13 protein-coding genes are annotated in these 15777 nt (G+C 60.1%); all 13 read right to left on the minus strand.

Translation table 11 applies throughout. The features are described from left to right. Positions 1–162: 162 nt before the first annotated feature. The gene (gene ftsZ / locus DW899_RS08880) at positions 163–1317 is read right to left on the minus strand and encodes a cell division protein FtsZ (protein ID WP_055251674.1); all 1155 of its coding nucleotides are present in this window, start codon (positions 1315–1317) and stop codon (positions 163–165) included. Between the two features lie 199 nt (positions 1318–1516). After that, positions 1517–2305 carry a cell division protein FtsQ/DivIB gene (locus tag DW899_RS08885; protein ID WP_231501570.1) on the minus strand — a complete coding sequence of 263 codons (789 nt, stop codon included), beginning with the start codon at positions 2303–2305 and terminating at the stop codon, positions 1517–1519. A 424-nt stretch (positions 2306–2729) separates the two neighbouring features. Continuing rightward, on the minus strand, positions 2730–3641 hold the full coding sequence (murB, locus tag DW899_RS08890) for a UDP-N-acetylmuramate dehydrogenase (protein ID WP_117800730.1): 912 nt from the start codon (positions 3639–3641) through the stop codon (positions 2730–2732). A gap of 5 nt (positions 3642–3646) precedes the next feature. Next, positions 3647–5065: a UDP-N-acetylmuramate--L-alanine ligase gene (murC, locus tag DW899_RS08895; protein ID WP_117636008.1), complete on the minus strand. Its 1419-nt coding sequence runs from the start codon at positions 5063–5065 to the stop codon at positions 3647–3649. Positions 5066–5162: 97 nt separating this feature from the next. Then, positions 5163–6278: an undecaprenyldiphospho-muramoylpentapeptide beta-N-acetylglucosaminyltransferase gene (gene murG / locus DW899_RS08900; protein ID WP_117776687.1), complete on the minus strand. Its 1116-nt coding sequence runs from the start codon at positions 6276–6278 to the stop codon at positions 5163–5165. Beyond that, positions 6268–7761, minus strand: coding sequence for a putative lipid II flippase FtsW (gene ftsW, locus DW899_RS08905; RefSeq protein ID WP_117800732.1), 1494 nt, complete (start codon positions 7759–7761; stop codon positions 6268–6270). Before ftsW ends, murG begins: the two co-directional genes overlap by 11 nt. A 36-nt stretch (positions 7762–7797) precedes the next feature. Further along, positions 7798–9204, minus strand: a complete 1407-nt coding sequence (gene murD / locus DW899_RS08910) for a UDP-N-acetylmuramoyl-L-alanine--D-glutamate ligase (RefSeq protein WP_089571580.1) — start codon at positions 9202–9204, stop codon at positions 7798–7800. Positions 9205–9213: 9 nt separating this feature from the next. Further along, the gene (gene mraY, locus DW899_RS08915; protein WP_089571579.1) at positions 9214–10233 is read right to left on the minus strand and encodes a phospho-N-acetylmuramoyl-pentapeptide-transferase; all 1020 of its coding nucleotides are present in this window, start codon (positions 10231–10233) and stop codon (positions 9214–9216) included. Between the two features lie 3 nt (positions 10234–10236). Further along, positions 10237–11661 carry a UDP-N-acetylmuramoyl-tripeptide--D-alanyl-D-alanine ligase gene (murF, locus tag DW899_RS08920; RefSeq protein ID WP_117757000.1) on the minus strand — a complete coding sequence of 475 codons (1425 nt, stop codon included), beginning with the start codon at positions 11659–11661 and terminating at the stop codon, positions 10237–10239. 128 nt (positions 11662–11789) lie between these two features. Continuing rightward, complete coding sequence (locus DW899_RS08925) at positions 11790–13490, minus strand: penicillin-binding protein 2 (RefSeq protein ID WP_316242506.1); 1701 nt, start codon at positions 13488–13490, stop codon at positions 11790–11792. A gap of 182 nt (positions 13491–13672) precedes the next feature. Further along, positions 13673–14143 (minus strand): hypothetical protein, encoded by a 471-nt coding sequence (locus DW899_RS08930; RefSeq protein WP_022094483.1) that lies wholly within the window; start codon positions 14141–14143, stop codon positions 13673–13675. Positions 14144–14233: 90 nt separating this feature from the next. Beyond that, on the minus strand, positions 14234–15199 hold the full coding sequence (gene rsmH, locus DW899_RS08935; protein WP_117800734.1) for a 16S rRNA (cytosine(1402)-N(4))-methyltransferase RsmH: 966 nt from the start codon (positions 15197–15199) through the stop codon (positions 14234–14236). 20 nt (positions 15200–15219) lie between these two features. Then, positions 15220–15654 carry a division/cell wall cluster transcriptional repressor MraZ gene (locus DW899_RS08940; protein ID WP_006234269.1) on the minus strand — a complete coding sequence of 145 codons (435 nt, stop codon included), beginning with the start codon at positions 15652–15654 and terminating at the stop codon, positions 15220–15222. Positions 15655–15777 lie beyond the last annotated feature (123 nt).

Below are 15777 nucleotides of genomic sequence, written 5' to 3' on the forward strand. Positions count from 1 at the left end.
GCGTTTATACGGCTGTCATACTTCCTTAAAAGGATACCCGCAGCGGTAGGGACCAAACGTAAAGGGAACGTAAGGAGATTGGAGGCTTTCGTTTACAAACGAGAAACAAAACGGGGTGCATCCAAATGGACACACCCCGTGCAGGTCGTTGAGAAAAACGAACTAGAAGCTACCGCGCTTCAGGAAGTCGGGAAGCTCGAACTGGTCGTTGCCAAAGTTGGGCAGCTCGGTACCACCGACGTTGCGGGTCGGAGCGGCCTGAGCCGGGCTCGCAGCCGGAGCGGTGCGCTGCGGCTCAGCGGAGGCAGCGGCCTTGCTCTGAGACTGCTGAGCAGCAAAGAGCTCATCCTGACGGTTGACGTTGGAGTCGGAGAAGCCCGTAGCGATGACGGTGATACGCACCTGATCGCCCAGGGACTCGTCGACAACGGTACCGAAGATGATGTTGGCCTCGGGGTCGACGGCGTTGGCGACAACGTCGGCGGCGTCGCTGATCTCCTGGATGCCCAGGTCCTTGGAACCGGCGATGGAGAGCAGCACGCGCGTGGCACCATCGATGGAGCTCTCGAGCAGCGGGCTGGAGATGGCCTGCTGGGCAGCGTCGACGGCACGAGTATCCCCAGAAGAGGTACCGATACCCATCATGGCGGTACCGGCCTGCTTCATGATGGTCTTAACATCGGCGAAGTCCAGGTTGATGATACCGGGGACGGTGATGAGGTCGGTGATGCCCTGGGTGCCCTGGGAAAGGACGCCATCGGCAATCGCGAAGGCCTCGAGCATGGTGGTCTTCTTCTCGGCGATGTCGAGCAGCTTATCGTTAGGAATGACGATCATGGTGTCGACGCAATCGGAGAGGGTCTTGATGCCCTCCTCGGCGCTCTTCTTACGCTTGCGGCCCTCGAAGGTGAAGGGCTTGGTCACGACGGCGACGGTCAGTGCGCCGACCTCGTTCATCGCGATATCGGCAACGATGGGAGCAGCGCCGGTACCGGTGCCACCGCCCTCACCGCAGGTGATAAACACCATGTCGGCGCCAGCGAGCGCCTCGGCAATGTCGTCGCGGGACTCATCGGCAGCCTTGCGGCCAACCTCGGGGTTGGCGCCGGCGCCCAGGCCGCGGGTGAGGTCGGTGCCGATGTGCACCTTGATATCGGCATCAGAGATCGCGAGTGCCTGAGCATCGGTGTTGATGGCAACAAACTCGACGCCGCGGATGCCCTCTTCGATCATTCGATTGACCGCGTTGGTACCGCCGCCGCCGACGCCGACCACCTTAATGACGGCAAGGTAGTTGTTGATCTCTGTCTCGTGCATGTCGGTCCTCCGAACAAAGGTTATAGCCATAGCATGGGTCGACCCCTGCGCACATTAACCTTCAGGTTGAAAGTAAATGCAAAGGTAAACCGTATTATGTTTGCACATTATGAACGTATCAGTCAAATAATTGACCGTGAAAACCAAACAAACCAGATAAACGGCGTGGTATGGCCCCTCAACAAAGCATCAACCAGCGCTACGAGGTCGGAGCATTCCTAAATGTGTAGTTGCCCGGAGAGCGCACATTGATATACGTTACGCCCTCTACCTGCGAAAGCAACTTGGTGACTACGCGTTCCTTCTTGGCGATATCGTCCGAATCGCCCAGCGACACCTCAATGCCGTTATTGAGGTTTGCCGAGATGGCTTCGACCGAAGGCGTGGAAATATCCTTGACTTGTCCCAAGAACTCGCTCGAAAAACCACGCACATAATCCAGGCCGGCCTTAACGGCTTTGGAGTTCACCGCCTGGCCGGAAACCGGAGCGACATCCGCCGAGACATCAGTCAACAACACCGCGCCATAATGCTTGGCGAGCGCCAGCGCGGCATCGATTCCGGTCAAGGTATTTGAGCCCTGCCCTGTCGTGATGACGTTGCCCTGGTCGTCCACTTCGACCGACGTCGACAGCGGGGCGATCCAGGTGTCATCGTCTCCGATAGCCCAGGCAAGGTCGTCGGAGCTGATATATGCAATGGCGATAACTTTACGCTCCGTCGGCGTGATGATAAGCGTATGGGGAAACTGGCGCTGGACATCCACGCCCGAGACCCACGGGTTCTGCTTGAGATCCTCGGTAATCTGGTCGGGATCGACGTTAAAAAGCGACGTTCCCTCGGGCAAGTCGATCAGCTGGATAGCATCGTGCTTCGTCACATGCTCGCTGCCTTGAATCTGAATATCAGTGGCAGTAAACAATCCAGAGTTGATCACCACGATGGCAACGACGACGAGCACGGCCAAGACGGCCAGAACGCCGCCCACGATTTTGCCTTTGCCTGTAACGACAGAAGCGGCGTCTGATGTTTTATTTGCCATCGCTCCAAGTGAAGATAACGGGTTGAAACCTTTTTTACTCGAAGGCTTCTTAGCGGTAGCCGGCACCGATGTCAGCGAGCGCGGTTTCGATGCGCCCAGCGTGCGACCTGGACGCGCCGCCTTAGTCCCCGTCGAGGGCTTGGGAGTTGCCATGGGACGGGCAGGCTTGGCGCCCATAACAGGCTTTGACGTCACCGAGGGACGCGAGGACTTTTTTGCGGTCGGACGATTACCGAGCTGCGAGCCGACGACCGGTCGACTGGTCTGTCGAGCATGCCCGACAGACTTAGAGTGCGCGACGGTATTGCGTTGAGGTTTGGCAGGCGCGCCGGAACGCCCTCCGGCGCGGCGGAAGGTGGGTTTCGATGCTCTAGAAGCCGAGGAATTTAACTTCCGGTCTGAGCTCGATGCCATACGCCTCCCTCACCTTTCCGTGCACATGTCTGATAACCGCGGCAACGTCATCGGCCGAGGCAGTTCCGTTATTAACGATAAAATTAGCGTGAACGGGCGAAACTTCCGCGCCGCCAATCGAAAAACCCTTTAATCCACAATCCTCGATAAGCTTGCCCACACTCGCATCGGGCGGGTTGCGAAAGACAGACCCGCAGGATGCGCGACCCATGGGCTGCGTACGCTTGCGCCTCGTCAGGTACCGCTCCATGCGCTCGCGAATGTCGGCCTTGGGCGCCGGTTTAAGCTTGAGCACGCACTCGAGGATGATCTCATTGCGGGGAAGGCCACATTCGCGGTAGCCCCAAGCGATCTCGGACCCCGCATAATGCTTGATACCGGATGCCGGGTCAAACGTTACGACATCCTCAACCAGCGAGCCAATCCACTCGGTCCGCGTGCCGGCATTCATAGATATCGCACCGCCGACCGAACCAGGAATGCCAACGGCAAACTCAAGGCCCGAGAGGCTACGCGACAGGGCATCGTTGACCAGGCGCGCAAACATCACGCCCGCACCGACCGTCAGCGTACAACCGTCATCGGCAACAACCGTGCGCTGGAACTCACGTCCGAGCGAAATGACGGCACCGCGATAACCGCCATCGGCAACCAGCAGATTGGAGCCCTTGCCGATGATGACCCACGGCACCTGCTCGCGATCGAGCACCGCCACGGCGCGGCGGAGGGCATGATAGCTATGGCACGTCACAAAGAGGTCGGCCTTGCCGCCGATACGATAGCTCGTATGACGCGCAAGGCGCTCGTCCTCGATCACATCCGTGTCGATCATGCCCGAGAGCGCCATGACGGCGTTAAACAGACCCATTAGACTTAAGCGTCTTTCTTGGCAGTCAGATACTCAATGAACTCGGGACCGACGGTCGTAACGTCGCCGGCACCCATGGTGAGCAGCAGGTCGCCCTCGCCCACCATCTGCTCGAGCTCCTGATTGAGCTCAAGACGGCTGGAGCAGTACACGACCTCCTTGCCAGGATGCTTGGCGCGCACGGTATCGGCGAGCATCTTAGAGGTGACACCCGGAATGGGCATCTCGCCAGCCGAGAACACATCAATCAGCAGCAGTTTATCGGCATTGGCAAATGCATCGGCAAAGTCGTCGCACAGGGCCTGCAGGCGCGAATAGCGGTGCGGCTGGAACACGACGTCGACGTGCTTGTAGCCCAGCGACGAAGCGGCAGCAAGCGTAGCCTTGATCTCGGTGGGGTGATGGCCGTAATCATCGACCACGGTGATGCCATCGATATCGCCCACGTGGGTAAAGCGACGGCGGACGCCCTCAAAGCTCGAGAGCGCCTTGGCGGCGGCGTCGATGTCAAGGCCCAGGACATGGGCGACGGTGAGCACCGCCGTGGCGTTGAGCATGTTGTGGCGACCGGGATTGCTCTTGATCTCCACAGCGCGCTCAGTGCCGTCCTCAAAGCGAACGATAAAGTCACTCTGGATGCCCTTGACATCCGGGTGCATGCAGACGATGTCGTTGCTCTCGGCAAAGCCGTAGGAAAGCACATGACGGCCCGTCGACTTGGCGAGCTCGACCAGATGCGGGTCCTCACCGCAGACGATGACGGTGCCGTCCTCGCCCACCAGGCTCATGAATTTGGCGAAAGTTGCCTCGATCTCCTCGATACCCGAGTAGTGATCGAGGTGGTCGGCCTCGACGTTGGTCACAATGACTACGTTGGGGTTCAGGAACAGGAAGGAGCTGTCGGACTCGTCGGCCTCGGCGACAAAGTAGTCGCCCGAGCCGTTCTTGCCGTTCGTGTCATAGCCCTCGACGATGCCACCGATCAGGAAGCTCGGATCCAGACCCATGCGGTCGAGCATGGTGGCACACATCGAAGACGTGGTGGTCTTGCCATGCGTGCCGGCAACAGCGACGGTGGTGTAGCCGTGGCCCAAAGCAGAGAGCATCTTGGCACGGGGCCACACGGGAATACCAAGCTCGCGAGCGCGCACGAGTTCAGGGTTGGATTCCGGAATAGCGGTGGAGACAACAACCACGTCGGGCTTAACCTCGTCGATCGTGGCGGCCTCATGGCCCACATGCACCTTCACACCAGCGCGGGTAAGCTGGCGGATATAACGTGACGTTTTAAGGTCGGAGCCGGTAACGGCATAACCGCGCTCGTGCAGAACGAGGGCGATGCCGCTCATGCCGGCGCCGCCGATACCGATAAAGTGGGCGCTCTTAAACTCGGGCGCGGAGGTTGCAGTCTGGGAATCAGCCATGTGCTCGTGTACTCCTTGCGTAAACACTGCCTGTAACCCGTTAACTGTACCGCACCTACCGCATCAGCGCGAGGGCGACCGAAGATATCCCGTCTAACTAACGCAAACCCTCTACCGCATCCGCCAGAAGAGCGGCGGCTCTATCCTGAGCCAGACCACGCGCCGCCTGACGCATGGCGTCGCGCGCCGCCGCGTCATCGACCAGGTGCAGCAGCTCATCGGCAAAGGCAGAACCGTCGATATCGGCATCGGCGCAGAGCACGCCGGCCCCGGCGTCGACCAGATAACGAGCATTGGTGGTTTGGTGGTCGGCCGTCGCATGCGGATACGGCACGAGCACCGAGGGCACGGCGAGCGCAGCGATCTCGGCCACGCTCGATGCACCCGAACGCGAGAGCACCAAATCGGCAGCAGCCAGCATATCGCCCATGTTGTCGATGTAAGGCTGGACGCGGTAACGCTTCGCCTCCTCGGGCGTCAGCGCCAAAGCGTGCTCGGTCTCCTCAAAGCCGTCGGCACCCGTCGAATGCAACACATAGAGGTTCTTGCGCGAAAGCAGTTCGTTTTTGAGCGAAGTCACGCGCTCGTTGAGGTGCTGGGCGCCAAGTGAACCGCCAAAGACGAGCAGCAGCGTAGCGTCCTCGGGAACGCCAAGTGCCTTGCGGCCACGAGCGCGATCGCCCTCGATCACCGAGCGACGTACGGGGTTGCCGGTCATGAGCACGTGGTCAGGGTCACCTTCGCGCTCAAAGACCGAACGCGCTGCCGGCACCGAGATGCACACGCGGGCGGCGTGGGAGTTCATCATCTTGTTGGCCAGGCCCGGAACAGAGTTCTGCTCATGCAGCAGATACGGAACGCCTGCGCCCTTGCACCACCCAAGCAGCGGAACCTCGACATAGGCACCAAAACCGATGGCGGCATCGGGCTTGCCGACCTTTGAGAAATGATTGGCGAGCGCACGCTTGGCCTTATTGACACGCCACAGGGAGGTCAGCGCCGTCCAAGGACGGGAGCGGTCGAAGCCCGTGACCGTAATGGGCACAAAATCAAACCCAGCCTCGGGGACCAAACGACCCTCGAGCTTGCGCGACTGGCCCACGAACACAACGTGGTGGCCACGGTCACGCAGTTCTTCGGCCAAGGCGAGCGCGGGGTTGATGTGTCCTGCCGTGCCGCCGGCTGCAATAGCAACGGTCATTTTATCGGTCATGGTAGTCCCTTCGTACACGCGGTCCCTGGTCGTCGGTGCGCAGACGCGCCGACGGGTCCGAGTTCAAATCGATTCGATTATATCCGCCGCCCGCGTTGCGAGAGCAGGGGCGCTGCGGACGACCTTGCGGAGCCGTTCGCGGGCGTGGACGAGCTGCCGGCTCGGATGCAGAACCATCCAGAACGGTAAAGCCACTACGCGAAGGTCGTTCACCGCGCACATGGGCCACGCCGGCGGTGCTCTCGTCCATAACGGCAAAGCTCTCACGGCGGCGGTCATACTCATCGCGGCGGGCGCTCTCGTACGAAACGCGCAGGATCAACCCGGCAAGCATAAGCGACACAATAATCGACGAACCGCCGTAGCTAATAAACGGCAACGGTTTGCCCGTCATGGGAAACACGTTGAGGATGCCCAGCGCGTTAATCAAAAACTGCACCGCGAGAATAACCGCGGAGCCAGACGCCATAAGCGCGCCCCGACGATCGGTCGCCTGCTCGGCAATGCGAAACGCCGAGTAGATCAGCATCGCAAACACCAAGAAGAACAGCACGGTTCCGACAAAGCCGACTTCCTCGCCAATGATGGCCAGGATGTAGTCATTGTGCGCCTCGGGCAGATACGAGTACTTCATGGTTGAGTTGCCGATGCCACGGCCGAACAGACCGCCCGAGGCAAAGGCCATGATGGCAAGCGTGGCCTGATAGCCGTCACCATACTCGTCGGCCCAAGGGTTCAAGGCAACCTGAATACGCACCATACGGTACGGCTCTGCGACAAGTGCAATCACGATCACGAGAATGCCGAAGATTAGCACGCCGATGATAAATCTGGGGTCGAGACCCGCAAACAACGCCATGCACATGAGGGTCAACAGGATGATCAGGACAGTACCGAAATCGGGCTGGATAAAGATCAGAAAGAGCGAAATGCCCAGGTAGATGCCCATCTTGCGAAGGAATTCGTTGATGTTGCCACCGGGCGAAAAGAAGCGATCGAGCATGATGGCCGAATACGCAATGGCAAATGGCTTTAAAAACTCGGAAGGCTGGAACTGAATGCCGGCGATGTTGAGCCAGCGCGTGGCGCCACGGCTGCCGCTGCCCACCAAGAACACCAGAAACAGTAGCCCTATCATGCCTATGAGGAAGATCCTGAGCACATCCTCCCCAAACCAGCTGTCCGGCAAAACGCGCACGATGGCAATCAGCGCCAGAACACCGACCACGGCAAACGCAGCCTGTCGACCCAGAAAAAACGTCGCTGAGCCATTCTCGTGCAGCGCCTCGACCGAAGACGCCGAGTACACCATCAGCAGGCCAAAACACACCAAGATAAACAGACAGGCCATGAATATCAGACGGGGGCGCATGATGCGGGCGGGAACGCCGGCAATATAGCGTTCGCTAAACGACCGCCCGCCGCGACCGGAACGCGGTGTGCTACGCCGCGAGGAAGCACGGTCCGAGTCGGGCCTCCTCATACCTTGTCGGGGGCTCTCCTCTCTCACCGGCAACCCCTATTCCATTTGCGATTTCGCTGCAGCGGCAAGCTGGGCCACATAGTCCTTAAACACGCGGCCGCGCTCCTCATAGCCCGAGAACTCATCGAACGAAGAGCAGGCAGGAGAAAGTAAGATCACGTCGCCACGGCTCGACAGCGAACGGGCAACGTCCACGGCATCGCGTAGGTCATCCGCCTGGGCGATATCCACATCGCCATCGACATCGGCCTCGTCCATAGCGGCGGTGAAGCGCTCGCGCGCATCGCCAAAGCAGACGACCGAGCGCACGTTATCCATAACAACGCGCGCGAAGTCCGTGAGCGGCGTGCCCTTATCGTGGCCGCCGAGCAGCAAGATCACGTCGTCATCGGGAAATGCCGTCAGTGCCTTCTCGACCGCGTCGGTGTTGGTCGCCTTGGAATCGTTGACGTAGCGCACACCGTCAATCTCGCCGCACGGCTCCACGCGATGCTCGAGCGGCTGGAACGAGGCCAGACCGCGGCGGACACCATCGACATCGGCACCGACGGCCAGAGCAGCCGTGGCGGCACATAAGGCATTGATGACATTGTGATGGCCCGAGATCTTGAGCTCGGACGTGGCGACAAGCTGGGTCTCGACGCCCTTCAGGCGCACGACCATTTTGCCGTCGCGCACAAAGGCGGCGTCTGCACCCTCGGGCTCGTCAAAAGCGACCTTGCAGATGCGGCGACCCGGCGTATAGATGTACTCATCGAACTCGTGAATGCCGGCGTCTTCGACGTCGACAACCACCAGATCGTCATCGACCATATTGTCAAACAGCTTGATCTTGGCAAGCGCATAGTTCTTATGGCTCTTATGCCAGCCCAAGTGGTCGGGAGTGATGTTGAGCAGCACTGCCACGCGAGGGTGGAGCTCGGTGGTCGTAGCAATCTGATAGCTCGAGAGCTCAGCCACAAACCACTCGTTGTGGGCTCGGCCGTCAATCTCGTTGACCGGCGGCTCGCCGATGTTGCCGACAGCTACGCTGGCCTCGCCGGCAGCCTTGAGCAGATAATCAGTCAGCGACGTGGTGGTCGTCTTACCGTTGGTGCCCGTGATGGCAATCCAGTTATCGGGCGACAGGCGATAGGCAAACTCTGGCTCACCCATAATCTGAGCGGCATGTTCGCGCCCGGCCTTAAAGAAGCCCGAGAACTCCGAGATGCCCGGGCACGTCACGCATACGTCATAGGCGCCCTCGACCTGTTCGGTCCCATAGACAAACGACGCACCAGCAGCCTCGAGCGCACGCGTGGCGTCATTGGGCTCAGAGGTGCCGCCGCCATACACGGTAACGGCGCTTACGCGCTCGGGATGTGCCAGCGCCCAGCGGGCGACATCGAGACCGGATTTGCCCTGACCCAAAACGAGCAGGCTAAAGACATCAGCAAGAGGCATGAAAGACCACTATCCCAACTGGAAGAACAGAGCAAGGCCAACGGCACCAAAGGCCGCAGCGATAATCCAAAAACGGATGACGACCTTGGTCTCGGCCCAGCCCTTCTTTTCGAAATGATGATGGATGGGCGCCATAAGGAAGACGCGCTTGTGCGTAAAATGGAAGTAGACAACCTGAATCATGACCGACAGGGTCTCAACGATAAACAGGCCGCCGATGATGAGGGAGACGACCTCGGTGTTGGTCATGATGGACGTGCAGGCAAACGCGGCGCCCAGAGCAAGCGAGCCGGTATCGCCCATAAAGATGCTCGCCGGATAGCAGTTGAACCACAGAAAGCCCAAGCAGGCACCGGCACACGCGGTACAGAAGATGGACAGGTTCACGTCTCCGTGCAAAAACGCCATGGCAGCCATGGCGAGCATGGCGATCATGGAGGTGCCGCCAGCAAGACCGTCAAGGCCATCGGTCAGGTTCACGGCATTAGAAAGACCGGCAATCATCAGCCAGCAAAAGACAATATAGAGCCACGGGAACGAATAGCCGCAGATGGTGGTCGAAAGCACGCCAAGGTCGATCGTCAACCCACCGGGAAAACGAATCTCGGGGGCGACGCCGCACCAGTTGACGGCAAGTACCGTAAAGGTGACACAGATAATGGTTAGGCCGATCATCTTGGCATGAGGCGTCAGACCGAGCGAGCGCCCATGCGTAACGGAGGTCAGGTCGTCGATCAGGCCCAGCACGCCGGTCGCCAGCGTGGCGAGCAGTACGAGTACGAGCTCGGTGGTGAGCTTGCCCATCAGCAGGCAGGTCAGCGAGATCGCGACGAGGATGACAACGCCACCCATGGTGGGCGTTCCCTGCTTAACCAAATGACGCTTGGGGCCGTCGGCACGAACCTGCTGGCCGATACCCTCGACCTTGAGCAGCTTGATCCACCACGGCATGAGCAGCAGCGCAATGGCTGCGGCGATGCCAAGCCCCAAAAAAGCCTGATACGTTGGATACGAGGGATTGCCGAACATGGGCTAGCACACACCTTCCACAAAGCGGTCGAGCTCAACAAAGCGGGAACCCTTGACCAGTACAACATCATGTTTTTCAAGCGCGCCGCCCATGCGGTCGAGCACCTGCTGATAATCGGAGAACACCTGGATGCGGTCCTCGTCCATGCCCATCATGCGTGCGGCATCGGCCATAAGCTGGGCCAGCTCACCACCCACGCACGCCAGCATGTCGAGCTTCTTGGCGGCGGCATAGGCGCCCACGAGCTCATGCATGCGAGGAGCCTCATCGCCCATCTCGCCCATCTCGCCCAGGATCGCCATGCGAGACCCCGTGCACGAAAGCGAGCACAGCAGATCGAGGCCAGCAGCCATGGATTCGGCACTGGCGTTATAGGAGTCATCGATGACGCGTGCACCGCTCTTGGCGCGCTTGATCTCCTGGCGGTGTCCGGTGATCGTGAGACCCCTAAAGGCAGCATCGATCTGCTCGGGCGTCACGCCCAGGCGATAGGCAACCGCGGCGGCCTTAACGGCATTAGGAACGGACTGCACGCCGGGGATGGCAAGCATGGTATCGATCGTCTCGCCCTGGCCAAAATCGAGCGTAAAGACCGGACGGCCTTCGTCATCAACGCGAACGTCGCGGGCACGGACCTCATCATCGTCCGAGACGCCGGCCAGCATCACGTCGATACCAGCAGGTTGGGCGAACGTGTCGCGAATGAACGGCGTAAAGTCGTCCTCACCGCCCAAAACCAGCAGCGGCAAATAGTCGCCAGCGGCGCACATGCCCTGAACGATCTCGGCCTTAGCGCGGGCGATGTTCTCGCGGCTGCCCAAAATGCCGATATGAGAGGTGCCGATCTTGCTCACGATGGCAAGGTTGGGATTGGCAGACTGAGACAGGCGCTCGATCTCGTGGAAATGGTTCATGCCCATCTCGAGCACCAGGACCTCGGTATCGGCCGGAGCGGAAAGCACCGTGAGCGGCATGCCGATCAGGTTATTGAAATTGCCCTTGGTGGCCCAGACACGATAGCGCTTGGCGAGCACAGCGGCGAGCACGTCCTTGGTCGTCGTCTTGCCGATGGAACCGGTAATGCCAACGACCAGGCAGCCAAGCTCCAGGCGATACGCATGCGCCAAACGCAGCAGAAACTCCTCGGGATCATCGGTCAGCAAGATGGCACAGCCCTTGTCCTGCGCCAGCGAGACCAGCTCGGCCTCGGGCTCACGCGTCATCACGACGGCGCCGGCACCCGACTGGACGGCACGGGAAGCAAAATCATTGCCGTCGACGTTTTCACCGGGAAAGGCGACGAAAATCGTCCCTTCCTCGACCTGGCGCGAGTCGATAACGCACCCGCGGCATACCCGATCGGCTTCTCCCGTCACGGTTCGGGCCCCTGTTGCGGCCGCGAGGTTGTTGACGGCGATCTCTATCATTGCAGCTCCCCTGTAAACCTAAATAATGCTATCGGCGTATTGTATCCCAGCGCCGCGCATGCGTGGTGCAGGGCATGTGAACACCCCTCATATGGGACAACAAACCACGCCCCAAAGATTGTAACCCCCTACTTCGTGTGTGGGATACCCAGCACGTCGAGCGCGTTGGCCATAATGGACTGGAACGGCACCGCAGCGGCATCTGAGCCGCTCGGCGTTCCGTCGAGCGTGATATAGCACAGCACCTTGGGCGATTGTGCCGGTGCAAAGCCCATAAAGGACGACATGTAGTTCTCCTTGAGGTAGCCGCCGTTCTCGTCGGCACGTTCGGCCGTACCGGTCTTACCCGCCACGTCATAGCCGTCAACCGCGCCGCCAACGCCCGTTCCCTCCGACACGACCGTCTGCATGCACGATGTCACCTGGGATGCGGCGTCCTCCGAAATCGCGCGCTCGCCTTCGCCCCAGTCCTTCTCGTCGCCTTTGCTGGACTTATAGAAGTGCGGGGTCATCATCACGCCGCCGTTGGCGATGCCGCCCACGGCACGTGCGATCTCAATCGGTGAGACAGACAGCGCCTGTCCAAAGCTCATCGAGCCCAGCGTGGCGCCGTCATACTGGTCACGCTCCTTGACGATGCCCAGGCTCTCGCCCGGAAAATCGACACCAGAGCTGTGACCGATGCCCCACTTGTCCACATAGGCGGCAAAGTCGTCGGCACCGATCTTGCGCCCCACCAGGACAAATCCCACGTTGGACGAACGGCGCATCATCTCGCGCACATCCATGGTCATGGCATAGTCGCGCTTGTCGGCATCGGTGACGGTATCGTCGCCCACCTTGATGCTCGCCGGCACCTCAAACGACGTACTCGACCGCACGACACCCAAGTCGAAGCCGGCGCCCGCCACGAGCGTCTTAAAGACCGAGCCGGGCTCGTAGGCGTCGGTGACCAGGCGCAGGTTCATATCCTCGGTCTTGGCGTTTTCCAGATCGGTCTGGTCGTAAGTCGGGTACGAGCAAGCAGCGAGAATTTCACCGGTCGTGGGGTCGGTGACCAAAGCCGAGCCGTTCTTGGCCTTAGTCTTCTCGACAGCCTCTGCCAGGGCATCCTCGGCCGCACGCTGGATATTGACGTCGAGCGTCGTCACGATATCAACGCCGTCGACCGCAGCCACCTTTTTATAGGCACCGCCCGCGATATAGCTGCCGTCCCTCGCGCGTTCGCGTACGAGAGAACCGTTCGTACCGGTCAGAAGCTTGTTGTATTGCTTTTCGAGACCCGTCAAGCCGTCGTTGTCTACATTCACTACACCCAGCACCTGCGATGCCAGATTGCCGTATGGATATACGCGCTTCATAGCCTGCTCAAAAAGCACGCCGGGCAGGTTCTTCTTCTCCAGCGCCGCAGCATCGTCTTCGTCCACCTGGCGCTTGATATACACCCAGGTTCCATCGGACTCAACGAGCTTGCGGCAGGTCTTTTTATCGATTCCAGTTGCCTTGACCAGCGCCGACACCGTCTTGTCAACATCCTCGACAAGCTGCGGGTTCACGGCGATGTTGCGACATTCGACCGACGACGCCAGCACGTTACCGTTGCGGTCGTAGATGGTACCGCGTTTGGCATAGAGGGTCTGCGCAAGCAGGCGGCGCGCATCGGCACGCTCGCGCAGTTTATCGGCTTCGACAATTTGATAGTCGGCAAGGCGAAAGACGCCCAAGCCCAAGCCAAGCCCAATGAAGCCCATGACGGCTTTGCGGCGAGGCAGAGGCGTGCCCGTGAGCCATTCGGTCGACGAACTCTTGCGCGACCTGGTGTTATGCACTTGAGGGCCGCCCGAGCCGCGAAGTCGCGACGCCGGGTCGTTGCCACGGGACTGCCCGGCGTTGTAAGATTGCCGACCCGTTCCTTGATAACCAGAACGTCCCCGCGACGAGGGACGTCCAGAACCGCGGCCCCCATCGGAACCGCGGCGATAGTCATTTGTCATACTCAGCTACCGTCTTGCTACTGAGCGGTCGCGGTCGCGTTGGCGCCCGCGGCTGCATCCTGCGAAAAGTCAAGTGTAACGCTCTCGCTGGGCTCCACCATGCCATAAGCGCCCGCAAGGTCGCGAATACGCGTGTCGGCGCCATAGACCGAATGCATGACCTCCAGGTCGGAGCTCTCATCGGTCGCCTTTTCGAGCGTGTTGGTAAGCTCGGCGTTGCTGTTGAGCACCTGGGCCGTAACGCCGGCGAGCGCCACGCGGGCGACGCCGATCGTCATGAAGATGGCCGCAATGATGCAAAACGTTTTAAGAACGCTCATGAAAACCGGGCTTACCGCCTGGTTTGCCTGACGGCCCGCGCCCGTGTAGACATCAAAGCGCGGCGTGCGCTGCTCACGGGGAGCAACGGGGGCCTGCGGCGTCTCACGATAGGCGGGCATGGCGTTCATATCATAGGCGAGTGCTGCGCTTGAAGTGTTGTAGCCCATGATATGCCGCCTCCCATCCCGAGTACGTTGGTAGTGTGTTTAAGCTTCGTTTATGGTGCGAGCGGGAGGTCCAATATCGCGCGGTCGTGCCTACAGACGCTGCGCCACGCGGATTTTGGCTGATCTCGCCCGAGGGTTGCGCTCAACCTCATCAGGCTGGGCAACCAAGGGTTTGCGGGTGATGACCTTGAGTATCGGCACGTTGCCGCACACGCACACCGGAATCTCCGGCGGACACGTGCACCCCTGGCTCATCTCCTTAAAGTGGTTCTTTACGATACGGTCCTCGAGCGAGTGATACGAGATGACGCAGATACGTCCGCCCGGGTTGAGCCACCTGGTGGCGGCATCAAGCCCTCGTTCGAGCACATCGAGCTCGTGATTGACCTCGATGCGAATGGCCTGGAAACTTTTCTTGGCCGGGTGTCCGCCATGCCGACGAGCGGCAGCCGGGATACCTGCCTTGATGATCTCGACAAATTGGCCGGTGGTTTCGATCGGTTCTTGCTCGCGGCGGCGCACGATCTCGCGCGCGATCTGCGAGGCGAACTTCTCTTCGCCGTAGACGCGTAGAATCCGGGCGAGGTCGTGTTCGTTATAGGTGTTGATGACCTCAGCTGCGTTTAAGGTGTTATTACCCGGATCCATCCGCATGTCCAATGGGGCGTCCTCGTTATACGAAAAGCCCCTGCCAGGGATATCGAGTTGCGGCGACGAAACGCCCAAATCGAACAGGAAGCCATCGACCCCGGGCACCTCGGCCAAGCAAAGCAGCTCGTCCAAGTCGCCGAAGTTGCCCTTCAGCAGCTGGTGCGGAACGCCGGGAACCTCGCGGTCCAGACGGGCGCCAGCGGCCTCGAGGGCCATGTCGTCCTGGTCGACGCCGAGCAAAAGGCCCGTCTCCCCCACCTGCGCGGCCATCTTTACCGAATGGCCGGCACCGCCAAGGGTGCAATCGCAGACAACGGAGCCGCTCTTTAGCCGCAGCGACTCAAGCACTTCGCCGAGCATGACAGGTTCATGCCGATATTCTTGTGTCAAGATCCCACGCTCCATCCGTTACCCGTGCCTTGCCCTTACGAGAAGAAGAGGTCCAGCAGGGCCTCATCGTCATCGTCCTCATCGGCCGCGGCGCGATCCCAAACCTCAAGGTGGTCGTAGTTGCCCACAACCGTGACCTCGCGGTCGAGGTTCGCCTGCTTGCGGAGAGACTCGGAAAGACCGATACGACCGGCGCTGTCCACGTCCATCGACGTGGTGCGCTTGTTGATCGCCCTCATGAGCTTCTGGTCATTAATGTCACGCGGGTTAAAACCCTCGTGGCCCTCACGACCCGCGAAGAGTCCTTCGACCCACTTATCGAAGGCCTCGGCAGAGAACACGTACAGAGCATCGACATCCAGGGCTTTGAACACGCGAACGTGCTCTCCAAGCTCCTCGCGAAGGGGTGCAGGCAGGGACAGACGACCTTTTGCATCGAGATTGCGCTCGTATGCACCAGTCATTCCCATGTGCGCCCTCCCCTCGGTTACTCAGATGGCACGTACGCGGGGAACCACCCCGCCTGTCGACGTCATTAATAATATGGGGAACCGCCCCATTTTTCAACACCTTTCCCCACCCCTTCCCCCACC

The sequence above is a fragment of the Collinsella sp. AM41-2BH genome, from assembly GCF_003468085.1.
GTDB lineage: Bacteria > Actinomycetota > Coriobacteriia > Coriobacteriales > Coriobacteriaceae > Collinsella.